Raw genomic sequence first — 25,313 nt, forward strand, 5'->3', positions numbered from 1 at the left:
AGAGACGTCCCTCATCCTTTATTTTTAAACCACTGTTATGCTAGTTTTTCTTTTTGCTTCTTTTGTCCCATTTGAATAAGGATTAGGAAGGCACTAGCTGCAATACCGCCAGCTAGCATTAGCATGAAGCCCCCATCCCAGCCGGAAGCATCAACTAAAAATCCGATTACGGCATTAGCTACGAAGCTACCGCCTACATAACCGAACAATCCTGTCATACCTACTGCTGTACCTACAGCGAACTTTGGTACGAAGTCGATAGCGGATAGCCCGATTAAAAATTGTGGTACATAGATCAAACAACCGATAACAGACACCGCAATACTGATTGCTAGTATGTTGGAAGATTTCCAATATACCAATGTTGCAAGAACAACGCCTACCATACTAATGATACATAGTGGCATACGATTACCTTTAAACACACGGTCGCTCAACCAACCAACAAGTAGAGAGCTTGGGATCGCAGCCCATTCAAATGCAAGATATGCCATATGGGATTGTGCTTGCGTAAAGCTTTTTACATCAGTTAGGTATAGAGGAACCCAGTTCAATACACCGAAGCGAATCAAGTAAACAAATGCGTTAGCAAAGCAGAGGAACCACACAAATTTGTTTTTCACAACATATTTCATCAAGATCTCTTTAGGAGATAGATCAGTGCCATTTGATTCATCTTTTACATCATCATAATCGTTACGATACTCGTCAATTGGCGGAAGTCCGCAAGATTGAGGTGTATCTTTACCGCAGAACCAAACAAAGATTGCAATAAGAATAGCTAGAGCTGCTGGGAAGATGTATACACCTGCTTGCCAGAAATGTGTACCGAAAATACCTAGACCCACACCAACGATTGGAGCGATGATACCGCCACCAATATTATGAGAGCAATTCCAGATACCCATTTTTGTTCCGCGTTCTTTCTTGGAGAACCACTTTGCCATTACGATACTGCATGGAGGAGCCCCCATACCTTGGAACATACCATTCATGAACAATAAAACGATAAACAGACCAAAGCTAGAAGTGAAACCAAAGCAAATGTTAGCCAAAGCAGACAGTACTAAACCAAAAGCAATAAAGCGTTGTGTATGAGCTTTGTCTGCCAGGTTACCCATAAAGAATTTACTTACGCCATAGGTAATAGCCATAACAGAGCTTAATAGACCGATTTGAGTTGTAGTAAAACCAAAGTCACTTTTTAAGTAGGTTGTAGAAAGTGCGAAGTTACTACGAACTAAATAATAACCAGCATAACCGATGAAAATTCCGATCAATGTACGGATACGGAAGATCTTGTACATCTTAGCGATCATATGTTCAGGTAGACGAGGTGCGGCTGGAGCTTGCTTTAACCATCCAAACATGAATCATTCTCCTTGAGGTTGTTTTGTATCTCGTAATTTGTTCCAAAGTTTGATGATGGTATCATGCCATTTCATAGACTCATGAATCTGTATAACATCCATATTCAACCTATTCATCTTTTCTTGTTGTACGGTAGGAATCCCGTATGATACACGTTCTAATACCTTTGCTGCTTGTTTGGACAACGAATAATCAATAAATAAATCAGCAACAAGTCCGTTTGGTGCATGCTTAATCTTAGAGAGAGCATTGACAGCTAATCCTGTATCTTCAGGGACAATGCTGATCAGTGGGAAGCCGGCTTCGCGCAGCTTTCGCTGATCCCCGAGGAAGTTAATTCCAATCAGATACTCTCCAGAACTTACTAACTGTGCCGGCATGTAGCCGTTTACAGTTAGAGCAGCTATATTTGGATGTAAACGTGTAATATAGTCGATTGCCTGCTTTTCACCTAATGTTTCAAACAAGGATAAAATAAACGTGTAGGCCGTGCCGGAGAAATTAGGGTTGGACATCACGATTTGGTTCTTATATGCAGGATGCAGCAAATCGGCCCATTTTGTTGGGAATGATAATCCTAACGGTTCAATCTCTTTGTGCCAGCGGTCTGCGTTAATAGCGATAGATAACTGTTCGATCTCATAGCCGTACCAGTAACCATCCTCATCCTTTGTTTCTACGGGAATGTGGGCGCCGTTCTTGCTGATAACGGGCTCTGACAGCTTCTCATTTTTCATTGTGATATGAGCGTCGACCGTGCCGCCGATAACTAAATCAGCTTGAGGGTTATTTTTCTCCTGTGCAACCCGGCGCAGAATGTCTTCTGTGGATAAACGCATGAATTCATACGTACAGCCGGTTTCTTGGCAAAAGGATGATAGCAAAGCATTTCCTACTTCTTCACGAGAAGCAACATAGGCAACAAGGTGATGACCTTTTAAACGAGGAATCCCATGTTTATCATAGGTAATAGGATTCACTTCTTTGGAACAACTAACAAGTAATAAGGAACAAATACTTAACAGCAAGAAAAAGAATAAACGTTTCGTCATCATAGATCAGCCTTTACTTTCTTTATAAGAGTTCTGCTAAACGCCCAGTCATATAGATGGAATTCCCATTATCATCGCCTAAATACTGAACAATAAAGTATTTCTCATAAACGATAAAAGTAAGAATATCGTTACGGTCATTACTTTTCTGCTTGCCATTCTTATAGACGGTGATGATACCGAGCGGCTGCTGTTTCTGGAAGGTGAGCTGCTGAATTTCGGATGTATCCTTAATTTCGTACGATTGCTTTAGTTTTTCAATCAAGAAAACCTTTTCATGAATGCGTTTGCCGGGATCGGCCACCGTTTTTTTGATAAAAACGTCCTTAGCCTTTTGGGTAAACTCAGCAAACTGGTTCGATGAATAAAACAAGCGAAGCAGGTGTGTCCGAAAAGCAGATAAAATGGGAGTATCATACTTCTGGCCATACGTTAGCTCATCGAAGGTAAAAGCATTTTCTAACTGAAATCTATGCTCAACTCCATTAAGATAACGGATCTTGCCGGAAAACATGGTCACTCTCTTATCTCCTGAAACAACGAGCGGATCATTTTCTTTTTTAATAAGATCAATGTAAGAAATGATTGAGTATAGCAAAACCTCATCAGTAATGTTTACGACTCCCCATTTTTCGTGGTGTATAATCGCTTCCACGGGCAAGGAATCGCTTACTTTTTTCAACACTTCATTCTGATCTTCTATCACGACTACTTTCCGATAGAGATTTTCTTGCAGGGAGTAGCCAAGGGAAGATAAGAGTATAAGCATGATGATGAAAAGCAAAGCTGGTCCTAATATTTTTTTCATGTTTCTTGCTCTCCTCATAAGATAACCAACGATTATTTCGGAATTACATCTCAATTGTTTCATAAATGTATTATTTAAGCGGTTTCACTTAGCAATATGTTCCAATCCGGCGGGGGTAGGGAAAAGTAAACGTACGGTTGTACCGGTTATTTCGTCAGAAGCAATATCCATGCTGCCACCCTGTTTTTTCATAAGCTCCCGGCATAATAACAACCCGAAGCCATTGCCGAAACTAGACTGAAGCGCTTCATTCGGTGGTGCGTGTTTAAATTGGTCAAGCATTTCCTCACTGATTCCAATGCCATCATCGTGTATAACAAGGGTTAAGCTATGTTCAGCGATTTCCACATGAAACTCAAGGAAGGATGCCTCACTATATTTAATCGCATTGTCTAATAGGTTTAAAAAAATCTGCTTCGTTTTATCCTGATCAGCTACTATTTTTGCAGATTCGACATGATTGTAAATCGTGATCTTGTATTTATTCAATCTTGGTTGGACACTAAAAACAGCTTCTTTTAAAATCGGTTGAATATCACATATCGTAGGCGAGACGTTAAATTGACTGTTTCCATATTTAGAGGTTTTCAGCAATTCTTCTACCAATGCAAGCAGGCGTTCGCTTTCGATAGAAATGTGCCTTAGACAATCCTTTACGTCTTGTTTATTTTCTAATCGGGGAATTAAATTGGCGTACCCCATAATGGCAGTCAGCGGCGTTTTTAATTCATGGGTGACCCGATCTAAAAAATCCTTTTGTTTTACCTTTTCCTCTTGAAGCTGAGTTATGTGCAGTTCAATGGCATGGGCCATCACATTAAACGATTGGGAAAGCTGCTTAATCTCTTCATAATCCTGTAGCTCGATTTTGCATTGGTACTTTCCATTGGCTAATTGCTGGGCCATGTCGCGTAATTTCTCAATCGGTCTGCTCAAAGAAATGGCAAATCTATGAGCAAAGAGTGCTACAGCAACAAACATGAGAATACAAGAAATCATAAATGTTTTATTGAAGTTGCTAATTAATAAGTCTTCTTGCTCAAGCTTATGAATAAAGCGAACAACACCAATCACTTTTCCGTGTACGTAAATCGGACTAGAGAATAGCAACAGGGGTGCTGATGTGGATTTTTCTATCATGTATGCTTTTTTCCCATCTAAAGCTTGAACGATATCGAGGTTTAAATTGGGAAAAGCCGTTCGTTTTGTATCAGCTAGTACCTCACTATTAATACCGATGATTTGTGTGCGAGTACCTAAGCGTTTAGACAAATAAGAAGCGATTAGAGGGGCACCATTTTGCAAAGTCACAGTGGCCTCCGATTTTTCCCGCTCAACATAATTAATGCTATAGATTTGAGCCTCAACGCTTAACTTTTGAAAAGAGGTTACCGCATTTGTAAAAACATTTTTCTGTAACGTAACAATCAAGACAACGTACAAGAGGAGCATGACAGGAATTAAAATAGCCAAGATCGTTACATTTAAGTTTTTTTTAAGTGTCATACCCTCACCTAACAATCAATTTTATAGCCTACACCATATACGGTTTTAATTTTATCTCCGTATGAACCTAGTTTTTTGCGCAGGCGTTGGATCATGATATCGACGGCACGTGTATTGTCTGGATATTCGAACTTCCAAACCTTCATGAGAAGGTCATCTCGGGTAAATACACGTTGTCTATTTTTTAGTAATAAAAACAACAAATCATATTCTCTGTACGTTAGGGTTATTTCTTTTCCGTCAAGAAATACTTTTCGCTCGTTCGGATGGATGAGAAAGCGATCAATTTTCAGATTATCCGGGTCCGGCTTCTCTTTCATTTTTTCCATACGTCGTTCAATGATTTTAATCCGAAGTAGAAGCTCCGTACTATGAAAGGGCTTGGTGATATAATCATCAGCCCCAAGCTGCAAGCCTAATAATTTATCATTAATTTGCCCTTTAGCCGTTAGCATAATGATGGGAATATCGCTATCCTTCTCACGGAATTCCCGCAATAGTTGATAGCCATCTATGTCAGGGAGCATGACATCTAAGATAATCATGTCTGGTCGTTGCTCCCATTGAGCTAAAGCTTCTTCTCCATTAGCTGCCACTAGCACCTGATGGCCCTCTATTTCTAATGTCAGGCGTATTAGATTTTGTAAACTATTTTCATCGTCAACAACTAATACCTTCATAGCAATCTCCTCTCCAGTGAAAGGTAGGCAAGAATTCACTAGTAGTATTGTGTCAATAAGAGCCAAAAAGTAGCCTAGTTATTCTACAGGCTACTTTTTGCTTCATGCATTTCTTTATTTATGGATGAGAAACCATTACTTCTAAGGAGCCAGTCAGCTTATATGTCCCAAATTTAGCTGGAAGGATGAAGTGGTCGCCTTTCTTTAATGCAAAGGATTGCCCAACCTTTTCAAGGGTTCCTGTACCCGCTAGCACGCTTACTAATAAGAAAGCCTGATCCTGTTCAAACGTAGCCGTGCCGTTGATTTCCCATTTGTATACAGAGAAGAATTCATTCGTTACGTATGTCGTGATGGTAGCATCGCCGTTTTTTTGAACCGTAATGGTTGGGTTTGTATCGACATGTGGAGCAGTTGTTACGTCAATTGCTTTCTTTAGGTGCAGATCGCGTTTTTTTCCGTGATCATCCACACGATCATAGTCATATACACGATAAGTAGTGTCAGAGCTTTGCTGTGTTTCTAGCACCAGTGTTCCTTGGCACAGGGCATGAATTGTTCCACTAGGGACATAGAAGAAATCACCCGGCTTGATTTTTACTTTACGCAAGAAATCAGACCATTGTCCGCCCATGATCATCTCTTCTACTTCTGCCTTTGATTTTGCGTTATGGCCAAATACTAGCTCAGCATCCTCGTCACAATCAATGATGTACCAGCATTCTGTCTTCCCGTATTCCCCATTCTCGTGCTCATGAGCGTATTCATCATTAGGGTGTACTTGGACCGATAAATCATCATTGGCATCAAGAATTTTGGTCAACAGTGGGAATTTTTCGCTTTGATGATGGCCAAACAATTCTTTATTGTTTTCCCAGAGGTCTGCTAACGTTTTTCCCTGATGAGGACCGTTTAGCACGACACACATACCGTTTGGATGGGCAGAAATGGCCCAGCATTCACCGGTTTTATCAGAAGGAATATCGTATGGAAAACGATCACGTAAGGCGGTTCCGCCCCAAATGCGTTCTTGAAAAACAGGTTGTAAAAATAGCGGCTGTATATTCATTATGTTCATCCTTTTCGCTAACATATCGTATTTCTTGAGCTAAATAACAGTCTTCATTATACAAAAAAAATATAAAGGAACAACCTTATTTTAAGGAAATGTAGGTAAGTTATCATAGGTAATCCTATCCTGTAGGGGAAATCAATAAAAGAAAAAACAACACCCTGTAGACTTTAGCGTCTGCTAGGTGCTGTTTTGATAGATAAACAAGTCAAAAATGTTCAACCATATTTGATTATGTAGGAATAGGTAACGCTGCTTTAGCCATATCTAAATTCTACAGCTACGTACATGCTCAAAAATCGCGATATGCTGCGATTGATTGTAAGGCTTCTGGTTCGTTTATAGAAAGTAGGAATGAAGAAGTGCGTTTTGCCATTGGTGCCATTTCCTGAGCTTTTTCACCAGATAGTTTGATAGCTTTATCGTTTCCTCTCCAGTTAGCGGTAATTCAAAAGGAAAATGTACCTTCCTTACTTTTATGAATGCCATCCTTTGATAGGGTGGCACTTGCTGTTTGCTCTTCTTTTCTTGCAGTGTGTCCGGCTGGAGTAGATGCATGATGAGAGCAACCCAAGGCTAGTATGACAAGTAGAAGTGCCATGGCACCCAGTAAAAGCTTTCTCATGATTGCTGTGTCCCCCTGATTATCTCTTGTATCTCTACCCATAAGTATAGGGGGAGGGTGAGATGAATAGGTTTCAAAAAGGTTACAAAGAGACTGAGGGAAAACCATTGAAACAACAGCCCTTTTCATGGGAGCAGCCTGTTCCTCTAGCGTTTCTTTACGCAAAAAAGGCCAGCGTACAGAATTTGGTTATTTCTGTACGCTGACCCGGTAAGCTAGCACCTATTTATACTACGTAGGGAAAAATTAGTATCCCCAAATCATTGTGAATAAAGTACCGAAAATGGTGACTAAGCCTACAAATAGGGCGTAACCAACATTCATATACAGCGAGTTTGCTGTTGAATTTTCTTCATTGATATGCATGAAGACAAACAACTGCAAGGACGCTTGAATAATAGCACATACCGACAGGATGGTCATTCCTACTACTGGTGACATGTCCCAAAAGACGACGGCTAAGGCAACCAGAGAAAGGATGAGGGAAAAGATATATCCCATGACGTGACGAATCGGGAATAGCTGTTTCATATTACATCAATCCTTTCAAGTAGACAAAGCTGAAGATAAAGATCCAGACAACGTCAAGGAAGTGCCAGTATAGGGAGAAGATGAAAGTCTTGTTTGCGGTAATCTCATTAATGCCTTCACGCTTCATCTGCATAATGATTCCAATTCCCCATAATAGACCAAAGGTAACGTGCGCTCCGTGTGTGCCTAAAAGAACAAACAAGCTGGATAGAAAGGCACTGGTTTGCAGAGTAGCACCTTCATTAACGTAAGTGATAAACTCAAAAATCTCAACACCTAGGAAGCCTAATCCTAGTAAAAGAGTAATGATCAAAAAGACTAACGTAGGCTTTTTAAAACCAAGACGCATGCTGTGAATAGCTAGTCCACAAACGAAACTACTGGTTAACAGGAGAATCGTTTCAATCATAACGCCTTTTAGCTCAAAAAGATGCGATGCTGTAGGGCCGTGACCTGTACGTTGCCACAAAGTAAAATATACAGCAAATAGGGTAGAGAACAGTACGATCTCGGCACCTAAGAATAACCAGAATCCCAAAATCTTTAATTGATTCTCTTCCGTACGATATTCAAGCGGAAGGGATTTATCTATTTTCATACACGATCACCCCGCAATCTTTCCTCAGTCTCGATGATTTCCTTAACGGGAATGTGTCTGCCATGATCTCGTTCAAACGAGCGAACAGCTAGCATGACGATTACAAGAATTCCTGAGATAATCGCAGGAGTCCACCAGCTAAATACTAGGAAGAATCCTAAGAAGAAGAAGATTATACCAAGAATGAACGGCTGGCCGCTGTTATTTGGCATGTGAATCGGTTCGATTTTATCCGTAAACATCGGTAGATTTTTTTGTTTTGCAAACCAGAAGGCGTCACGACCAGTGTGATTAGGCATCACTGCAAAGTTGTACTCAGGTACAGGACTGTGTGTGCTCCATTCCAGCGTACGTCCACCCCATGGATCTCCGTTTACATCGCGCGGACTGTAACGGCAGCTCCAATAGATGTTGTAAACCAATAAGATAAAGCCAAGCGTTAAACCAATAGACCCGATGGTAGCAATCAGATTGAGCGGACCAAAGCCGGTTCCAGCAGAGTATGTGTACATACGACGTGTCATACCATTCAATCCTAGGAAGAATAGAGGCAGGAATGTCACATTAAAGGAAACAGCAATAACCCAGAAGCTGATCTTACCTAGACGTTCATTCAATTTAAAGCCAAAGACTTTCGGGAACCAGTAGTACATACCGGCAATAACCGCAAACACCGTACCAGGAATCAACACATAGTGGAAGTGAGCTACTAGGAACATGGTGTTGTGGTATTGGTAGTCAGCACTAGCCATCGCAAGCATAACACCTGTTACCCCACCAATTGTAAAGATCGGGATAAAGGCTAGTGAATAAAGCATTGGTGTCGTAAATTGAATCCGACCCTTACGCAGTGTGAAGAGCCAGTTGAATATTTTTACCCCTGTCGGGACTGCTATGGCCATTGTGGTGATTGAGAAGAATCCATTCACCGCACTGCCGTGACCCATTGTATAGAAATGGTGAGCCCAAACTACGAAAGAAAGCAAGGAAATAGCTACCATACTGACAACCATGGAAGTATATCCATAGAGGTTCTTTTTCGAGAAAGTAGCGATGATTTCGCTATAGATACCGAACGCAGGCAGAACAACGATATATACCTCAGGGTGACCCCAAATCCAGAACAGGTTGGCCCATAGCATATCCATACCGCCGTTAGCCATTGTAAAGAACTGACTATCAAATAGACGATCAAACATCATTAGTGCCAACGCTACTGTTAATACAGGGAAGGCAAACATGATGATAACGCAAGTAATAAGAACAGACCATGTAAACATTGGTATGTCCATCATTTTCATACCAGGAGCACGCATTTTTAAAATGGTTGCAGTAAAGTTGACACCGGTCATCAGCGTACCAATACCCGCAATTTGTAAAGCAATGGAATAGTAGTTGTTACCTACTGTAGGACTGAATTCTTTACTTGCCAACGGGAAGTAAGCAGTCCATCCTGCGTCAGGCGATCCACCAATAACAAAGGAGATGTTAAATAGCATCGCACCTGCGAAAAACAGCCAGAAGCTAACGGCATTAAGACGCGGGAATGCTACGTCTCTCGCACCGATTTGAAGAGGAATAACCACGTTCATGAGTCCAATGATAAACGGCATCGCCATAAAGAGGATCATGATAATACCGTGTGTTGTAAAGACCTCATTGTAATGCTGCGAATTTAAGAAGGTATTATCAGGTACAGCTAGCTGAATACGCATCATTACAGCATCTACGCCACCGCGGAATAGCATGAGCAGAGCGGCAATGATGTACATAACACCGATTTTTTTATGGTCAACTGTAGTGAGCCATTCTCTCCACAAGTAGCCCCATTTTTTAAAGTAGGTTAAACCGCCAATGATAGCGATCGTGGCAAGCACAATACTTGCCATAGCGCCATAGATCATCGGTTCACCTGTAACGAAAAATTCGTCCCATTTCATAACCGATTTGACTCCTTTCTGAGCTAGTTATTTCTTATGCTGGTCGTGATTCATTTCGGAATGCTCGGAGTGTTCGGAAGAAGAATCAGAATGCCCAGAGTGCTCAGAAGAAGAGTGTGGCTCCGATTCAGTTGTTGTTCCGCCTCCATGATTATGACCACCATGGGCACCCTCAGGCGCTGGTCTAAATGATAAGTGTGTGGAAGAATACGTTTTTCTTCCTACATGCTCCATGTCAAGCACGCTATCAAATTCAGGCTCTGTCAATTTAGGAGCCGTTTTCTTTACTTCATCCACCCATTTTGAATAATCAGCAGGTGACATTGCTAGAACTTCAAATTCCATTTGTGCAAAGCCTCTGCCGGAGAAGTTAGAGTTTTTACCCATGAACGAACCCGGATGATCAGCGGCAAAATGCAATTTGGTAACCATGTCGGACATCGCATATTTTTGACCACCAAGCTGTGGAATCCAGAAGCTCGTAATTGGTCCATACGAATACAGACGGAATTCGATCGGACGGTTTGTCGGGATATTCAGGTAGTTAACCGTCTCAATGTTTTCCTCAGGATAACTAAAATGCCATTTCCAGTTAGAAGACGAAGCATAAATGATCATTGGCTTCTGATCGTCGTAGCCGGCTGGCTTGTTTTCAACTTGATCCAGTGTTTTGACAGTAATAACTGATAAAATTACTACAATGACAATTGGAATGGCTGTCCATGTAATTTCTAATAGCTTACTACCTTCCTCGTGAGGAGGTACATAGCCCTCGTTCGCTTTGGTAGCGCGATATTTCACTAGCATGTAAACAAACAAAACATAAACTACAAATAATACACCAGCCATAACCCACATAGAAAAAATAATGGTGTCCGATTGTATTTTGGCAACAGGTCCTTTTGGATCAAGTACCATTAATGGCTCACAACCGGATAATAAAAGAGCAAGACAAAAAAACATGAAAAGAAACGACCCTTTGTGTCTCATAAGTGACCCCTTTCTCTGAGATGTGTATTAGTCGAAGGAAGACGGGAGATTTCTGCCCTAGGTGAAAGTCGTTTACCAGTGTTCTATGAGATTACTTTCAATACGAAACCACATAAAAAAATAGGGTTCCTAGCGATATGAATAGACTTCATTTATACGGAATGTTAAATGGAACGCCTTAAACGTAAGGAAGGATTACTACAGGTGAGGCATACGCCATGTAGAATTGGTTGTGGTTTGTTGTTCAGTATGCAATGAATCATGGTTGACCTCCTAGGGTGTGAAATCGGTGATGATTGAAAACAAGAAGCCTCATGCAATAACTATATTGGGATAATGCACAAATGTTAAAAATAACAGTATAGAATCATTTTTAAGTTAATTCAATACGGTTTTTTTATGGAAACGGTTTTGTGCAAAATACCTCATTTGAAGCTCTAACAATTTTGGCAAGATGTTAGACAATCTGCTTATGAGCATATAAAAAATAATTTTAATATGTTCCCATCTACCTCGAAAAAGTAAAAGCGCTTACTGCCCAACCTTCATTTTATGCTTTCTTGCCTAAATGGCAAGCACCTGATTGTGGTAGAGATGGGGCTATTACACATTGGATGTTAAAAAAATCACAAATTCGCCACGAATTGTATCAATTTGATGTCATTTTTGGCATTTTTGATAAGTGAAAAAAAGTACAAATAAGTTTTTGGATTTTTTTAGGGAAGAAATAATTTTGGTGATTAATCGGTCAAAAATGAAATAGAAAAAATTTTTGTAACATTTGCTAATAGGTTTCGACTAAACCCTATGATGAACAAAATTACATGATCACGGGAGGAAAATATAATGAACCAGCATAAAAAGCTGTCGAAGAAAATGATTACTACGCTATGCCTTGTGAGCATGCTTTCCACAACGCCATATTGGTTGCAAGATCAGGTATCAGCCAAGAGTGTTTCAGCAGCCGCTAATCAGTCTATCTCTGAAACACAAGTAAGCGATGCTGCTAAACAGACACTGGCTAAGCTATATAAAACATTTCCAGTTTTTAAAGAAGCACAGAAACATATTAATGTGAGCAATGGACAATACCGTGAACAGTACCAGCTTATTTTCCGTAAAAAGGACAATAACAAGGCAACGTTGTATGCCGATGCTCAGATTGATGCTAAAGACGGTACACTTCTGTCCTTTTCCCAAGAAAATCCGTCCGCACCTGATACCAAAGCCCCTGCAGAAGCAATAGCAAAGAAAGCGGCAGAAGAGTTCCTAACCGCCATGATAGGAAGTCAGAAGCAACAGTATCGTCTAGAGAAAGTAGAAATTAATCAAGAGCAAAAGATTACTACCGTTTTTTATCAGCGCTATGTAAATGATATCCCAGTGGCTGAAGATGGTTATGTAATAGGGGTTGGAGAAAAAGGAGAGATTCGATATGCGAATGCAAAGGCATCTACCGGACTTTCCATGGATGTTTCCAAATTTAAGAAGCCAACCACGCTGCTTACGGGACAGGACATTGAAAAAGCATTTGCTAAGCATTTGGAATTAGTCTATATGCCGAAGGGTAGAGAGGGAGCCGATGCTAAAATCTTTGAGTTAAAGTATAAAGATTGGTTCCCTGTTTTAGATGCACAGACAGGTGAAAAGGTTCAGCTTGCTGCAAGCTATCAAGGAGAGCTTTCGCCGACCATTACTGTTACTCCGGGAAATAAACAGATCATGGCCAAAACTCCGCAAGAAGCGACGGAGGCATTAGCTTCATTCGGAGTAGATACAAAGGGACTGGTACTTACATCAAGCAAGGTTCCAGATTTTATGAAGGGTCAAGGTGAAGCAGAGTATGTTGCTAATCAAAATGGCACCTTTTATGGAGTAAAAACACACGGAGGACGAGTAATTAAATTTAGCGTTCAAAAGGTGGATCGAACACAAAAGGTGAAAGAGAAGAAGCTCTCGGATAAAGAGATTGAGGCGAAGGCATTAGAATTTTTACAGCCGTATTTAGATAAGGACGTGACAGAACTGCGCATGAATAAGAAGCATAAAACCATTAATCTTACTGATGCGAATGAAACAGTTGTTTTTTATCGCTCGTATCAAGGAATTCCTGGTATCACTCAAGCCTATAGCGTCACTGTTAACGCAGAGACGGGAGCAATTCAGGGCATGTTTTTAAGCGTAACGGACGGGACTGAAACCCTCGCAGATGCCAGCCAAGTCATCTCTGTAGAAGAGGCTGCTCGTAAGTATCTAGAGAAACAACCAGTAAAACTAGAATACGGCTTCCCGATAATCAATAATCAAGTTGTGAAGGAGCCATCATTGGTTTATACACAAAGCAACAAGAATACGGGAACTATCGATGCTATAACTGGGGAAGTAGTAAATAAATAGCCTTTCCTGCCGATCCATCTGATTCTAACGAGATGGATCGGTATCAATTTACATAGCTTTTGATTAATTTGCTGTAGAGTAGGTGGAGACTCTCTTGTACCATACAAATGATATTGAAGGAAGAAGCAGGCTAGTGTATGAACAGCATTATCTGGAAGTCTATCAATTTATGATATATTTTACGGGTAATCGAAACAATGCAGAGGATTTAACACAGGAGGTTTTTATCAGAGTTCTGGATGCATTGCCGCGTTATGAGGAACGCTCCAGTATGAAAACATGGATTCTTAGCATTGCTAAGCATGTCGCCATCGACTATGGACGCAAAAGAAGAATTCGTGCCTGGCTGAGCATGGAACCAATAATGGGCCTTCCGTCTAAGCTTGGACGCCCTGAATCAGAACTTGAGGCAAAAGAAGAAAAGGAACTCATGATATCGGCTATGCTCCGACTTAAGCCTAAATATCGCAGTGTTGTTATTCTGCGAGGGTTAAAGGAATTCAGTATAAAGGAAACAGCGGAAATCTTAGAATGCAGCGAGGCTAAGGTGCGAGTAGATTTCCATCGTGCTGTGAAACAATTACGAACCTATTTGAAAGGCTACTGGGAAGGGGGATGGGAGCATGAACTTTCCCGATGATAAGGCACTATTTCGAAAAATTAGAGAAAGCTATGATTCACTGCCCAGAAGAGAATTTCCCCAAACACTGGATAGAGCATTGATGAACAAGGTGAAAAGAAGACAAAAACAGCGTAGATGGACTCGTTTAGTTTCGCAGTGGGGTTTATCTGCAGCCGTTATTCTCCTGCTTGTTACATTTGCTCATCCTTTATCTAATAATAGTAACCTTTCTTTTCAACATAAACCGATTAGCTCAGAAAATGAGATGAGCCATGCTGCTAAAAAAACAATAGAAAAGCTGTACGGCATTGTTCCCGCGCTTCAATCAGCAGATAAAACTTTCAGTATAAGCCAAGCACATCGAGATCAGTATAGGATCATATTCCGTAAAAAGGAAAATAACAAGGCGATACTGTATGCGGATGCTCAGATTGATGCTAGTGACGGTACGCTCCTGTCTCTTTTTCAAGAAAATCCCTCTGCTCCTGATACCGAAGCTCCTTCAGAGGCGGTTGCCAAAAAAGTGGCAGAGAAATTTCTCACTACCATGCTAGGAACTCAGAAGCAACAGTATCGTTTAGGGAAGATAGAAATTAATAAGGAGGAAAAGGTTGCTACCGTTTTTTATCAGCGCTATGTAAATGATATTCCAGTGGCTGAAGATTATTATGCAATAGGGGTTGGAGAAAAGGGAACGATTCGATATGCGAATGCAGGGGAATCTGCTGGACTTACCATGGATATTTCCAAATTTAAAAAACCTGTTGAGCTATTGGAAATGCCTATTTTAGAAAAGAAATTTGCTGAGAATTTACAATTGGTCTATATGCCTAAGGGCAGAAAGGGACCGGATGCGAAAACCTATGAGCTGAAATATAGAGATGGAATGGCTACGTACCTGAATGCTCAGACTGGTGAACAGATTCAAGTTTCGCATGGCTACGAAGTACAATTCTCCCCCGTTATTACTGTTACGCCGGGAAAAAAACAAGTCATCGTAACAAATCCACAGGAAGCCACCGATGTATTAGCTTCGTTTGGGGTAGATACCAAGGGATTAGCTTTAAGGGTAAGCAATGTGCCAAAATATATGATGGGCGAGGGGGAGACAGAATACGATGGCAGCCGGGATGATATCTTCTATAAAGTAATTACACTAGGAGATCGTGTGAAACAATTTAGCATTAAAAAGATGGATCGTACGCAAAAGATAAAGGAAAAGAAATTCTCTGATAAAGAGCTGGAGGAGACAGCGCTGGAGTTTTTACAACCATATTTGGACGAGAGTGTCACGGAGTTGCGTATGCTCCGTCAACACCAAAAAGGGAACCCATTTGGTGAAGAATCCATCGTTTTTTATCGTTCGTATCAGGGAGTGCCTATATTTGATCAGACATACAAAATCACGATTGATGTAGAGACGAAAGCGGTATTGGGTATGTTTTTATCATTAGCGGATGGGACAGAAACCTTTGCAGATATCAGGAAAGCCCTTTCTTCCGAGGAGGCAGCACGTAAATATATAGAACAAAACCCAGTAAAATTAGAGTATGCCTTCCCAATGATAAATGGTCGATTCATCAGAGAACCTGTACTTGCGTATACCTTTGAAAAGAATGCGTCTACCAGCATTCATGCAGGAACACAATGATCATACAATGTTCCGGCGTCACTCTACCTGCTCGATTTGACGGCGTTCCAGCCCAAGCTGTACCATGGAAGGGATAAGCTAGCAGCAAATGGATAGCTTAGCTTACAAACTATTCAATGGGGTGGAATTATTTGTAGCGCGTACATAGTTAAGTTAAACCGTAACGAGATTGGCCGAGCAGCGAATGTATTGGCAGAAGGATTTATGGAAGACCCACTGTATCAGCATATCCTGCCTGACCGTTCTACCAGACTGAAGGTTTTACAGATCTTTTTTACAAACTATGTTACCATGCTGTATGATTACTCCGATTTATATGCGACCTCCGATAGATTGGAAGCTGTTGCATTAGTATACAGATCGGAAAAGGCAGAAGCATTGCCTGCATACAGATACATGTGGGATATCTGTCGTACAATCGTAAAGTCGCTGAAAGCTAGTAAGTATATTGGGTTTAGGGGATTTTGCCGAGGATTGGCTATTCTGCGCTGTATGAGCTCTGCTTGGTTGTCTGTCTTTGAGGGACGAGTATATATGCATTTGGATATGCTTGTGGTGCAGCCAGAGTTTCGGGGTCAAGGGTATGTGAGTAAAATTATGAAGCCTCTTTTAGAGGAATGTAAGCAGCGAAACATCGTATGTACGTTAGAAACTCAAAACCCTCATAACATTGCTTTATATGAGCGATATCAATTTACCACAATTGAAGTAATTCCTTTGCCAAAAAGTCAGGTAGAACAGTATTGCATGGTTTATCAATGAACATAATAAGCATTTCTAGATAAAGCAATACAGGTTGAGATAGATGACTTACCGATTAGATCTGTCGTTTGTGATGATAATAATCCAAGCGGCAGTTTTTTTTATTGGTAAGGCATCTGTATAATGAAGAAGGAAAAAGAAGCGGATATAGAAGGTGATTGGATTTTGTTAGAGTGGACAGGGGAACGCATTATTCCTAAATTGCTCAAGCCGATGAATGGAATGCTGTTGGAGCATCTAGCGAGGTATTATTTCTCAACTCCGTACTGTCGGGGGAGAGTTCTAGATATTGCCTGTGGCACTGGCTATGGGTGTCACATGGTTGTGAAGGAACGCAAGCGGGAGGTGACAGAGCTGATTGGTGTAGATGTAGATCAAGAGACGATATGTTATGCAAATCGTGAGTACAATCATCAAAAGGTTACATACTTACAGCATGATGCACTCGATCCTAAGCTTCCCGAAAAATTAGGCATGTTTGATACGATTCTTAGCTTTGAAACAATTGAGCATGTGGTAGATGATCAGCTATTTATGGAAAATATATATCATATGCTAAAGCCTGGGGGTACATTAGTACTTTCTAGTCCATTTGGCAGAGGAAGAGGGATGCCCACTAGTGAACCGTTTCATGTTCATCAGCTAACTCCTGAGGAATTTGAGCAACTATTTGTTCGCTTTTCTGAGGTAGAAATTTATTATCAGCGTGGATTAACGTTTGAGAAGCCGCGTGATCAGGTTCGTTATTTTATTGGAATGGCTGTCTGCAAAAAGTGATAGCTACAGGAATTGTTATTGGTTACGGGAAGAGGTGGCGGTTTTGCCAAAATTTCAGTCATTAGGAATACAGGCTTCAATAGAAAAAGCACTTCAACAGAATGGATTACACTCACCTACAGCGATTCAGGAGAAAGGAATTCCTGCAGTATTAACCGGGGTGGATGTAATTGCTCAGGCACAGACGGGGACAGGCAAGACATTAGCTTTTGTTTTGCCTATTTTACAGATGATAAATCCTGAAAATCCGGATGTACAAGCTCTAATTGTGACACCGACTCGTGAATTAGCCCTACAAATTACCGCTGAGGTAAACAAGCTTGTTTTTACGAGGTCTGGGGTGCAGGTGCTAGCCATCTATGGCGGACAGGATGTAGAGCGGCAGATGAAGAAATTAAGAGGCAGCCGGCAGATCGTGATCGCTACTCCTGGTCGATTGCTTGATCATATGCGCCGAGGCACGATACAGCTTGCTCAGGTGTCTCAGCTAGTTCTTGATGAAGCTGATCAGATGTTGCATCTAGGCTTTTTACCTGAGGTAGAAGAGATTATTCAAGCCACATCGCCAACCAGACAGACGCTATTATTCTCAGCGACGATGCCAAAGCAAATCCAAAGTCTGGCAAAAGGCTTTATGCGCCAGCCTGTCACGATTCAGGCGAAGAGTGAAGGGATTACGGTAGCTAACATAGAGCAACGGGTAATCGAGACGACCGACCGGGCCAAACAAGCGGCCTTGCGTCAGGCCATTGATGAGTGCCGTCCTTTTTTAGCGGTGATCTTCTGTCGAACCAAACGGAGAGCTTCTACTTTAAATGAAGCCTTGCAAGGACTTGGTTATGCTACTGACGAGCTTCATGGTGATTTATCACAAGCCAAACGCGAACAAGTCATGAAACGCTTCCGGGAAGCTAGCCTGCAATTTTTGGTGGCCACCGATGTCGCCGCACGTGGTTTGGATGTTGAAGGGGTCACGCATGTGTTTAACTATGACATCCCTCATGATGTAGAGAGCTATATACATCGGATTGGCAGAACCGGGCGGGCTGGCGGTACAGGGGTAGCGATCACGTTTGTTGCTCCTAAAGACCGGATGTATTTAGATATGATTGAAAAGGGAATTGGGCAGTCCCTAAAAAAAGAAGCCTATGGCAATTCTTTTTCTCAAACGAGGTCTAATGAAGAAACGGCAAGACATACGGCGGACAAAAAGGCAGGACAATCAGAAAATAGACGTCAGTCAAAAGCAAGAGACGGTAATCGAGCGAAAGCTACAGGATCGAAAGCGGGGTCTAAGTCGTCAGCAAGATCAGGTCAGGCAAAGCATAATAACCAGACGAGACCGGGACAAAAGACGGGAGTAAAGCAAGGGACAAGGACACAAAACAAGCCAAGCTCAAGATCAGGTACACGTCAGGAGACAAAGTCAGGAGCAAAACGATCTAATAAAGTGACAGCTCCAACCAAATCAAAAGCCAAGCCGAGCCGCTCAGCCGGTCAAGGACGCTCAGCTTTCTCTAAAAAAAGAACGAGAACAAAATAAGACAGAGCGTAAAAAAGCTGTTCAGTCATATTGCTGAACAGCTTTTTATATGGATAAAGCAAGAAGCCAAAAGCCAAAGTGGGCATATAGTAAACATAAAAATTTACAAAGTATATTACATGGGGTAGGATTGTGGTAAACAAGGTATGGATGATGGTTGTGATGGGTGAAATGTTGGCGGATAGGAATTTCTGGAGCTATTCTGGAGGAACTTTTTTAGATGTGGGCAAGGGATGACATGATTGAAATTGCTTGGTTTATGTAGATCCGCTGCGCTTGAGTTTGACCGGATATTTACTGTTATTACCGATACAACAGAAGTCATATTGGGACATATTATCCTTATAGGCTTGTTGCTGTTACGTATGCTTTGATAAGTGTTTTCTACGATCTTATTACAGGAGTCAGGCGAGCAGGTTTTGTAGAGAGAGGTTAGATTTAATCAGGGACTTTCCATTGAAAAGCTTGACAGATGTTTATTGATGTAACTATAATCGTTACAATTGTAATCTTACCTATTCGGTTTTAAGAAAGGAAAGTAACATCGTATGAATTCTTCTTCACAGTCAGCGGCTACGGAAGCTGCTTCCAAATCAAAACGCTTATGGCTGGCGATTGTGTTAGGCGCATTATCCGCGTTTGGACCGCTTTCGCTGGATATGTATCTGCCTGCCTTGCCGGCAATGGCTACCGATTTTCAAACAACTACTTCGGCTGTACAGCTTAGTTTGACAGCTTGTTTATTAGGTTTGTCATTAGGGCAGTTGTTTGCTGGACCGTTAAGCGATATTCAAGGTCGACGCAAACCGCTGCTGGTTGGGTTGGCTATTTATGCAGTCGCTTCTATTTTGTGCGTATTTTCAACTTCTATATGGGCATTAGTGGCTCTCCGATTTATTCAAGGGGCCGCCGGTTCAGCCGGGATTGTTATTTCACGCGCGATGGTAAGGGATATTTATGCAGGCCCAGAATTAACTAAATTTTTTGCCCTTTTAATGCTGGTTAATGGGGTTGCCCCTATTGCAGCTCCCATCTTTGGAAGTCAGCTCTTACTCTTAACACCGTGGGAAGGTGTTTTTGTAGTATTAGGTGCAATTGGTATTATTATGCTATTGGTTGTTCTGTTTGGTTTACCTGAGTCATTGCCTGTCGAGCGTCGTTCCACGGGTGGATTCAAGAACACCTTGGTTACATTTAAAAATCTATTCGTAGACAAAATGTTCATGGGCTTTGCTTTGTCACAAGGCTTGGTGATCGCTGCCATGTTTGCTTATATATCTGGATCACCGTTCGTACTGCAAAATATGTTTGGTGTGTCAGCGCAAATGTTTAGTGTGTTTTTCGCTGTCAATGGGTTGGGAATTATTCTTGCTAGCCAAATTACCGGGAAGCTGGCTGGTAAAATTAGCGAGAGTAAGCTGATGATCAGCGGGTTGATTTTAGCGGCAATTGGTGGCGTTAGTCTACTGATTGTGATTTTGCTAGGTGCAGGATTATATGCTATTTTGCCACCTTTATTTATAATCGTATCGTGTGTGGGGATTGTTAGTACGGCAGGGTTTTCTCTCGCAATGCAAAGTCAGGGAAAAGCGGCAGGCAGTGCCTCTGCTTTGCTAGGTGTCTTGTCATTAATCTTTGGTGCGCTCCTTGCTCCCCTAGTAGGTATTGGTGGAAGCGGAACGGCGGTTCCAATGGGCATTGTAATAGCAGCAGCAGATGTGGGTGCACTTGTGTGCTATTATTTCATGGTTCATAAGGGCAAACCAACCAGCTAATCCATCTAAATGATCTAAAAGGAAAAGGAACTAATTCAGGTACATTTTTTGCGTGCCGGGCTGGTTCCTTTTTTCTGTATAAGGTATGCCTCTTTATCCTGCTGGTTTGATCTAGGCAACTAAGAGCATAATAAGCCGAGCTATTATTTTAGATGTATCTTTGTCGATCAGGAGGAGGCTAGCTTTGATGAATGGGTCATTGCTGATGGAATATGGATGGGTGCTACTCATATTAGTGGCTTTGGAAGGAATTCTAGCGGCTGACAATGCGTTGGTATTAGCCATTATGGTCAAGGATTTACCAGAGAAACAGCGTAAAAAGGCCTTGTTTTATGGCCTAGCTGGGGCTTTTATCTTTCGCTTTGCATCATTGTTTATCATTTCCTACTTAGTTGATGTGTGGCAGGTTCAGGCACTTGGTGCTATTTATTTACTATTCATCTCCATCAACCACATTTTTCGCAAAAAAGGTAGGAATCCCCAAGAAAAAGAACACACTAAGAAAAAAGGAACCGGCAGTTTCTGGGGGACTGTAGCAAAGGTAGAGCTGGCTGATCTTGCTTTTGCAGTAGACTCAATCCTAGCTGCTGTGGCACTTGCTGTTTCACTTCCTTCCACTAATCTTCCTAAGATTGGAGGACTGGACGGGGGGCAATTCCTAGTGATTTTTCTAGGGGGATTAATCGGGTTAATTATAATGAGGTTTGCAGCCAATTATTTTGTGGCGTTGTTAAAACGACGGCCTGGATTAGAAACCGCGGCTTTTTTGATTGTGGGCTGGGTTGGGATCAAATTGCTGGTATACACCTTCTCTCATCCCAATGTGGCTTTTTTGCCAGAGAGCTTCGAAACAATGACAGCTTGGAAAATTATCTTCTATGTAGTTCTAGTAGGAATCGCACTAGGTGGATGGTTTTTATCGAAAGAAAAAACGACAGAGTCAGGCAGATCATAAATCATGTATAATAAATGATGCCTGAGATCACTTTGAGCTAGAGATTCCTAGGCTGAAATATCTGCTATGGAAGAAGGATACATGACATGAGGATTAATAAATTTATTAGTGAAACAGGCTATTGTTCCCGCCGAGAAGCAGACAAGCTCATCGAGGCTGGGCGAGTCACGATTAATGGAGTGATAGCAGAGCTAGGGAGTCAAGCTACTAGTGAAGACGATGTGAAAATTGACGGAAAAGCGCTGGGGATTAAGAAAGCAGCTATCTATATTGCTCTAAATAAGCCTGTTGGGATTACTTGTACAACAGAGAGGCACATAAAGGGAAATATCATTGATTTCGTCAATCATCCAGAACGGATTTTTCCGATTGGGAGACTAGATAAAGACTCAGAGGGACTAATCCTGTTAACGAATGATGGGGATATCGTGAACAAAATTCTGCGGGCGGAAAACAACCATGATAAAGAATATATCGTGACGGTGGATAAACCGATTACAGATTCTTTTCTAAAAGGAATGGCTAGCGGGGTACGTATTCTTGGGACTACAACCAAGCCTTGTCAGGTATATCGCATTAATGAACGATCGTTTCGAATCATTCTGACCCAAGGATTAAATAGGCAAATCCGTCGAATGTGTCAGGTATTTGGCTATAAAGTTCAGCGTTTGCAACGGATACGCATTATGAATATTCATTTGGATGGCATCCAAAAAGGCGAATGGCGTGATGTAACTACAAAGGAATTGAATCAATTACTACAAAACCTAACGTAATGAACCGACGAAAGTAGGAAAAAAGAAGGCGCTTTATTGTCTACTGCTTATATATAAAGCAGAGGCAATAAAGTGCCCTTTTTTGTATGCTCTTTTCTTTTTCTATGCTTCCCACCGGTAATATTTGCTGTGCAGGCGAGTAGACCCGCGGCAGATAGTGATCCGCTTACCGTAAAGACAATAGATTGGTTGGGTGGAACTACGTAACGCCCTGTCTCTTCCAACAAAAAAGGGCCTAGGCTAAGCGGAAGGGACTGGAAGGTTGTTCCTCCGGCAACCGCAGCAGCAGTAGCGCACCAGATAATTCCACAGCGATTGATGTCTTTTTTAATGGGCAAGGAACGTAGCAAAAGATTTCAACATATAGGTACATGGAGCCCTTATTTTTGGGGGGCATATGCCTTTTTCATTTTTTGACCGCTGGAGGTACCTTTATGAAAAAAAGAGTGATTTGTCAGTAAATGAAAATCTTTCAGTGTGTCCTTGATCGATTTCTTCAAAGAAAGTCTCCTGAACAGATTTGGACGCTATCTCATTATGATCCAACAAAGGGGAACACCGATTGGAAAGGACTACAGGTGATTTTGGAGGTAATCTACGCTGCAAAAGAGACGCAAATTTTTGAAGGACTGCTTCACCAGTGGATGGAGCATTTACGAAGTCAAGAAGGGCAGGACTTTAGAAAAAAGGCAACCATTCGATAACAAGACTTCAGGGTATGCCACAGGCGCTACAGTCCTTATCAGAAGCTTATCTACGATAGCAAATCAGAAATTGGGAGATTTGATGCTAACAAGTCCTATTCAGGCAAGACCTTGTATTCAAAAAGCGCCTCAAATTACCCCAAGCAGATGGTCTAACCTAAGAAAAATCATGATGTCGCTTATGGTTAAAAAGGAGGGGCGTATAGATGAAACGATTACAAATATCCCTGTGCATGATTGTTTGTGATGAGGAGGAGCACCTTGAACGCTGTTTATCTTCAGCAGTCGATACTGTCTCAGAAATGATCATCGTTGATACAGGCTCACAGGATCGAAGCGTAGAAATTGCCAGGAGCTATGGAGCGCGGGTTATCTCGATACCTTGGAGGGGAGATTTCTCTGGGGCTAGAAATTTATCGTTGGAATATGCGACCAATCCGTGGATTATGGTACTAGATGCGGATGAGGAATGGGTCGTGCCGCCAGCCGAGCAGTTGATAGAGATGATGGACGAAGCAGAAGCGTTTGGCTATTATGTCCAATTGCAAAGCTATGTGGGCGCTACAGGAGAAGATTTTATCACTGATTCAGTTTGTCGCTTTTTTCGAAACGATGAACGCCTGCGCTTTCGAGGAATGATTCATGAAGAGATTGCCACGTGTATTCTGGAAGCGGAACCAGAAGGTGTGAGATTTTCGCCTATGGTTGTTAAGCACTATGGCTATTTAGACCATGTTATCGCTCAAAAAAATAAAGCTGCCCGGAACGTTTCTTTTATCCAAAAGGCACTGCTAGAAAAGCCGGATGACCCTGTGTTGATGTACGCTCTAGGCACAGAATATTTTCAGCAGGAAGAATACCAGAAAGCGCGGATATTATTTGAAGCACTGCTTTCTTCTGTTCCTCTTCGGGTTGGTTATATGTCGGATGTATTGCTTAAGCTAGCGTTTTCCTATAAAGAGATGGGCAATACGAAAGAGGCGCAAAACACTATAGAGGAAGCTTTGCGCCATTATCCAGATTTTGTTGATCTGATCGAGCTGCGGGCCATTCTTCATATTGAAGAAAATGAGTTAGATTCAGCTCTTGCGCTATTGAAGAAAGCCACCCTTCTGGGAGATGTATCTCATAAATATACATCGTGTTCAGGGGCGGGAACCTACCGGAGCCTTTATATAAGAGGATTGCTTTACGAAAGACTGCTCTCTTATGAAAAATCATGTCGTTGCTATGAGGAAGCCTTGACCTTCCAGCCACAATTCCACGCAGCTTGGCAGAGATTAATCCGTATACGGGGAGCTTTTAATCAAATTCAAGAATTAGTGGAGCAATTCCAGTTATATAAGGGGAAATTGTCTCCCCAGGTCCAAAGCAGTATCGTGCAATATTTGATGGAATTAAATCAGCCGCAGTGGTTTACACAATATCAGTTGCTACTGCCGGATGCTTATACCCATAATCCGCTTTGGAAAGCAATTTTCCTCGCACAGCTTGGAAAGGAGGAGCTTGCTTTACTAAGCGTCAGGGAAGCACAGCAACGCTTTCATTCCCATATGCAGGCGGACAAACAGCTTGAGGCTGATCTTTTACTATGGGCGATTTTCCTGCAAATGAATGAATACGGGCAGGCTTATGAAATCGTCTTACGGTTAGCTCAACGGCAAAAAGAATATCAAGCTTTATTTGGATGGAAGCCAGGCCAAATCATTGCTCTGTCGCGACCTGTATACCAATCCTGTAGTCGAGCATTGCTAGCGATAGGAGCTTGGGAAAAATGGTTAGACCTGCATCGTTCTTGTTCCCTCTTAGGATGGACAGAGGAAGTGAATGATTCATTTGCAATCGCGTTGCTTCGAGCCCCCCATTCTATCCAGCTTCAATTCCTCCAAATGTTTCTAATGGAAACTCATTTATCTTCGCGACTTCTTCAGATTGCTGGAGTTCTTGCTATTCGATGCAGGAAATACCGCGAAGCTACGACTTTATTCGAAAGGCTGAGCCACAGCTCAATCGAGAAGGAACAAATAATAGCCCAGTTGGGCCTATTATATGCGCAAGCCGGGCTAGCTAAGAGATGGAGAGCTGATATTTTACCTGATCAGGTCAACAGCTTGCAGTTTTTATCTATTTTTTCGTAAGAACAGCAAGAAAGCAGGTTAATACGTTACCGTACATTTG

The 25,313-nt window shown here is 41.7% G+C and carries 24 protein-coding genes; 12 read left to right on the forward strand and 12 right to left on the reverse strand.

Annotated features, from left to right (window positions below):
• Window positions 1–35: 35 nt before the first annotated feature.
• From pgtP to AYJ08_RS24020, 7 genes are all read right to left on the reverse strand, one after another.
• The gene (gene pgtP / locus AYJ08_RS14425; RefSeq protein WP_064018310.1) at window positions 36–1,370 is read right to left on the reverse strand and encodes an MFS transporter; all 1,335 of its coding nucleotides are present in this window, start codon (window positions 1,368–1,370) and stop codon (window positions 36–38) included.
• A gap of 3 nt (window positions 1,371–1,373) precedes the next feature.
• Window positions 1,374–2,423, reverse strand: a complete 1,050-nt coding sequence (locus AYJ08_RS14430; RefSeq protein ID WP_064018357.1) for an ABC transporter substrate-binding protein — start codon at window positions 2,421–2,423, stop codon at window positions 1,374–1,376.
• Window positions 2,424–2,445: 22 nt separating this feature from the next.
• A complete protein-coding gene (locus AYJ08_RS14435; protein ID WP_064018311.1) occupies window positions 2,446–3,231 on the reverse strand; it encodes a DUF3919 family protein in 786 nt (261 codons plus the stop codon).
• Between the two features lie 84 nt (window positions 3,232–3,315).
• The gene (locus AYJ08_RS14440; RefSeq protein ID WP_064018312.1) at window positions 3,316–4,737 is read right to left on the reverse strand and encodes a sensor histidine kinase; all 1,422 of its coding nucleotides are present in this window, start codon (window positions 4,735–4,737) and stop codon (window positions 3,316–3,318) included.
• Window positions 4,738–4,745: 8 nt separating this feature from the next.
• Window positions 4,746–5,417, reverse strand: coding sequence for a response regulator transcription factor (locus tag AYJ08_RS14445; protein ID WP_064018313.1), 672 nt, complete (start codon window positions 5,415–5,417; stop codon window positions 4,746–4,748).
• A 118-nt stretch (window positions 5,418–5,535) separates the two neighbouring features.
• Window positions 5,536–6,486: a mannose-6-phosphate isomerase, class I gene (gene manA / locus AYJ08_RS14450; protein WP_064018314.1), complete on the reverse strand. Its 951-nt coding sequence runs from the start codon at window positions 6,484–6,486 to the stop codon at window positions 5,536–5,538.
• Window positions 6,487–6,937: 451 nt separating this feature from the next.
• Window positions 6,938–7,114 (reverse strand): hypothetical protein, encoded by a 177-nt coding sequence (locus AYJ08_RS24020; protein WP_197490681.1) that lies wholly within the window; start codon window positions 7,112–7,114, stop codon window positions 6,938–6,940.
• Between the two features lie 62 nt (window positions 7,115–7,176).
• Here AYJ08_RS24020 and AYJ08_RS23575 point away from each other — a divergent pair, with 62 nt between their 5' ends.
• Window positions 7,177–7,320 carry a hypothetical protein gene (locus tag AYJ08_RS23575; RefSeq protein ID WP_157452870.1) on the forward strand — a complete coding sequence of 48 codons (144 nt, stop codon included), beginning with the start codon at window positions 7,177–7,179 and terminating at the stop codon, window positions 7,318–7,320.
• 40 nt (window positions 7,321–7,360) lie between these two features.
• On the opposite strand, the gene qoxD is transcribed toward AYJ08_RS23575, so the two are convergent.
• The 4 genes from qoxD to qoxA are packed head-to-tail and all read right to left on the reverse strand — an operon-like array spanning window position 7,361 to window position 11,173.
• The gene (qoxD, locus tag AYJ08_RS14455) at window positions 7,361–7,645 is read right to left on the reverse strand and encodes a cytochrome aa3 quinol oxidase subunit IV (RefSeq protein WP_031412729.1); all 285 of its coding nucleotides are present in this window, start codon (window positions 7,643–7,645) and stop codon (window positions 7,361–7,363) included.
• Between the two features lies 1 nt (window position 7,646).
• Entirely contained in the window at window positions 7,647–8,243 is a 597-nt protein-coding gene (qoxC, locus tag AYJ08_RS14460; protein ID WP_031412730.1) for a cytochrome aa3 quinol oxidase subunit III, read from the reverse strand.
• Window positions 8,240–10,183, reverse strand: a complete 1,944-nt coding sequence (gene qoxB, locus AYJ08_RS14465; protein ID WP_064018315.1) for a cytochrome aa3 quinol oxidase subunit I — start codon at window positions 10,181–10,183, stop codon at window positions 8,240–8,242. The genes qoxC and qoxB overlap by 4 nt, the downstream gene beginning before the upstream one ends.
• Before the next feature lie 27 nt (window positions 10,184–10,210).
• Window positions 10,211–11,173, reverse strand: coding sequence for a cytochrome aa3 quinol oxidase subunit II (gene qoxA, locus AYJ08_RS14470; protein WP_031412733.1), 963 nt, complete (start codon window positions 11,171–11,173; stop codon window positions 10,211–10,213).
• Window positions 11,174–12,019: 846 nt separating this feature from the next.
• Between qoxA and AYJ08_RS14475 the strand changes: the two genes are divergently transcribed.
• The 9 genes from AYJ08_RS14475 (at window position 12,020) to rluF (ending at window position 22,431) form a co-directional block, all read left to right on the forward strand.
• On the forward strand, window positions 12,020–13,570 hold the full coding sequence (locus AYJ08_RS14475; RefSeq protein WP_064018316.1) for a YcdB/YcdC domain-containing protein: 1,551 nt from the start codon (window positions 12,020–12,022) through the stop codon (window positions 13,568–13,570).
• Between the two features lie 94 nt (window positions 13,571–13,664).
• The gene (locus AYJ08_RS14480; protein ID WP_064018317.1) at window positions 13,665–14,210 is read left to right on the forward strand and encodes an RNA polymerase sigma factor; all 546 of its coding nucleotides are present in this window, start codon (window positions 13,665–13,667) and stop codon (window positions 14,208–14,210) included.
• The gene (locus tag AYJ08_RS14485; protein WP_064018318.1) at window positions 14,194–15,843 is read left to right on the forward strand and encodes a YcdB/YcdC domain-containing protein; all 1,650 of its coding nucleotides are present in this window, start codon (window positions 14,194–14,196) and stop codon (window positions 15,841–15,843) included. Before AYJ08_RS14480 ends, AYJ08_RS14485 begins: the two co-directional genes overlap by 17 nt.
• 189 nt (window positions 15,844–16,032) lie before the next feature.
• Window positions 16,033–16,605, forward strand: coding sequence for a GNAT family N-acetyltransferase (locus AYJ08_RS14490; RefSeq protein ID WP_231929113.1), 573 nt, complete (start codon window positions 16,033–16,035; stop codon window positions 16,603–16,605).
• A 123-nt stretch (window positions 16,606–16,728) separates the two neighbouring features.
• Window positions 16,729–17,382, forward strand: a complete 654-nt coding sequence (locus AYJ08_RS14495) for a class I SAM-dependent methyltransferase (protein ID WP_197490683.1) — start codon at window positions 16,729–16,731, stop codon at window positions 17,380–17,382.
• 34 nt (window positions 17,383–17,416) lie between these two features.
• On the forward strand, window positions 17,417–18,925 hold the full coding sequence (locus AYJ08_RS14500; protein ID WP_369799687.1) for a DEAD/DEAH box helicase: 1,509 nt from the start codon (window positions 17,417–17,419) through the stop codon (window positions 18,923–18,925).
• Between the two features lie 548 nt (window positions 18,926–19,473).
• Entirely contained in the window at window positions 19,474–20,700 is a 1,227-nt protein-coding gene (locus AYJ08_RS14505; protein ID WP_064018321.1) for a multidrug effflux MFS transporter, read from the forward strand.
• 187 nt (window positions 20,701–20,887) lie between these two features.
• On the forward strand, window positions 20,888–21,655 hold the full coding sequence (locus tag AYJ08_RS14510; protein WP_064018322.1) for a TerC family protein: 768 nt from the start codon (window positions 20,888–20,890) through the stop codon (window positions 21,653–21,655).
• Window positions 21,656–21,741: 86 nt separating this feature from the next.
• The gene (gene rluF / locus AYJ08_RS14515; protein WP_064018323.1) at window positions 21,742–22,431 is read left to right on the forward strand and encodes a 23S rRNA pseudouridine(2604) synthase RluF; all 690 of its coding nucleotides are present in this window, start codon (window positions 21,742–21,744) and stop codon (window positions 22,429–22,431) included.
• 47 nt (window positions 22,432–22,478) lie between these two features.
• On the opposite strand, the gene AYJ08_RS23580 is transcribed toward rluF, so the two are convergent.
• The gene (locus AYJ08_RS23580; RefSeq protein WP_157452871.1) at window positions 22,479–22,781 is read right to left on the reverse strand and encodes a hypothetical protein; all 303 of its coding nucleotides are present in this window, start codon (window positions 22,779–22,781) and stop codon (window positions 22,479–22,481) included.
• 111 nt (window positions 22,782–22,892) lie between these two features.
• On the opposite strand from AYJ08_RS23580, the gene AYJ08_RS14520 reads away from it, so the two are divergent.
• Both AYJ08_RS14520 and AYJ08_RS14525 read left to right on the forward strand, forming a co-directional pair.
• Complete coding sequence (locus AYJ08_RS14520) at window positions 22,893–23,135, forward strand: hypothetical protein (protein ID WP_064018324.1); 243 nt, start codon at window positions 22,893–22,895, stop codon at window positions 23,133–23,135.
• A 206-nt stretch (window positions 23,136–23,341) separates the two neighbouring features.
• A complete protein-coding gene (locus AYJ08_RS14525) occupies window positions 23,342–25,273 on the forward strand; it encodes a tetratricopeptide repeat-containing glycosyltransferase family 2 protein (RefSeq protein ID WP_064018325.1) in 1,932 nt (643 codons plus the stop codon).
• Window positions 25,274–25,313 lie beyond the last annotated feature (40 nt).

This window comes from Brevibacillus sp. SKDU10 (assembly GCF_001645205.1).
GTDB lineage: Bacteria > Bacillota > Bacilli > Brevibacillales > Brevibacillaceae > Brevibacillus_B > Brevibacillus_B halotolerans.

What these genes read in the sequence shown, in the direction of transcription:
- AYJ08_RS14440 (WP_064018312.1), bottom strand. Translation starts at nt 4,737, where the DNA reads ATGACACTTAAAAAAAACTTAAATGTAACGATCTTGGCTATTTTAATT.
- AYJ08_RS14445 (WP_064018313.1), bottom strand. Translation starts at nt 5,417, where the DNA reads ATGAAGGTATTAGTTGTTGACGATGAAAATAGTTTACAAAATCTAATA.
- AYJ08_RS14435 (WP_064018311.1), bottom strand. Translation starts at nt 3,231, where the DNA reads ATGAAAAAAATATTAGGACCAGCTTTGCTTTTCATCATCATGCTTATA.
- rluF (WP_064018323.1), top strand. Translation starts at nt 21,742, where the DNA reads ATGAGGATTAATAAATTTATTAGTGAAACAGGCTATTGTTCCCGCCGA.
- AYJ08_RS14520 (WP_064018324.1), top strand. Translation starts at nt 22,893, where the DNA reads ATGAAAATCTTTCAGTGTGTCCTTGATCGATTTCTTCAAAGAAAGTCT.
- AYJ08_RS23575 (WP_157452870.1), top strand. Translation starts at nt 7,177, where the DNA reads ATGAATAGGTTTCAAAAAGGTTACAAAGAGACTGAGGGAAAACCATTG.
- AYJ08_RS14430 (WP_064018357.1), bottom strand. Translation starts at nt 2,423, where the DNA reads ATGACGAAACGTTTATTCTTTTTCTTGCTGTTAAGTATTTGTTCCTTA.
- AYJ08_RS14510 (WP_064018322.1), top strand. Translation starts at nt 20,888, where the DNA reads ATGAATGGGTCATTGCTGATGGAATATGGATGGGTGCTACTCATATTA.
- AYJ08_RS24020 (WP_197490681.1), bottom strand. Translation starts at nt 7,114, where the DNA reads ATGAGAAAGCTTTTACTGGGTGCCATGGCACTTCTACTTGTCATACTA.
- AYJ08_RS14505 (WP_064018321.1), top strand. Translation starts at nt 19,474, where the DNA reads ATGAATTCTTCTTCACAGTCAGCGGCTACGGAAGCTGCTTCCAAATCA.
- AYJ08_RS14485 (WP_064018318.1), top strand. Translation starts at nt 14,194, where the DNA reads ATGAACTTTCCCGATGATAAGGCACTATTTCGAAAAATTAGAGAAAGC.
- qoxB (WP_064018315.1), bottom strand. Translation starts at nt 10,183, where the DNA reads ATGAAATGGGACGAATTTTTCGTTACAGGTGAACCGATGATCTATGGC.
- AYJ08_RS14475 (WP_064018316.1), top strand. Translation starts at nt 12,020, where the DNA reads ATGAACCAGCATAAAAAGCTGTCGAAGAAAATGATTACTACGCTATGC.
- AYJ08_RS14525 (WP_064018325.1), top strand. Translation starts at nt 23,342, where the DNA reads ATGAAACGATTACAAATATCCCTGTGCATGATTGTTTGTGATGAGGAG.
- pgtP (WP_064018310.1), bottom strand. Translation starts at nt 1,370, where the DNA reads ATGTTTGGATGGTTAAAGCAAGCTCCAGCCGCACCTCGTCTACCTGAA.
- qoxD (WP_031412729.1), bottom strand. Translation starts at nt 7,645, where the DNA reads ATGAAACAGCTATTCCCGATTCGTCACGTCATGGGATATATCTTTTCC.
- qoxC (WP_031412730.1), bottom strand. Translation starts at nt 8,243, where the DNA reads ATGAAAATAGATAAATCCCTTCCGCTTGAATATCGTACGGAAGAGAAT.
- manA (WP_064018314.1), bottom strand. Translation starts at nt 6,486, where the DNA reads ATGAATATACAGCCGCTATTTTTACAACCTGTTTTTCAAGAACGCATT.
- AYJ08_RS14495 (WP_197490683.1), top strand. Translation starts at nt 16,729, where the DNA reads ATGAAGAAGGAAAAAGAAGCGGATATAGAAGGTGATTGGATTTTGTTA.
- qoxA (WP_031412733.1), bottom strand. Translation starts at nt 11,173, where the DNA reads ATGAGACACAAAGGGTCGTTTCTTTTCATGTTTTTTTGTCTTGCTCTT.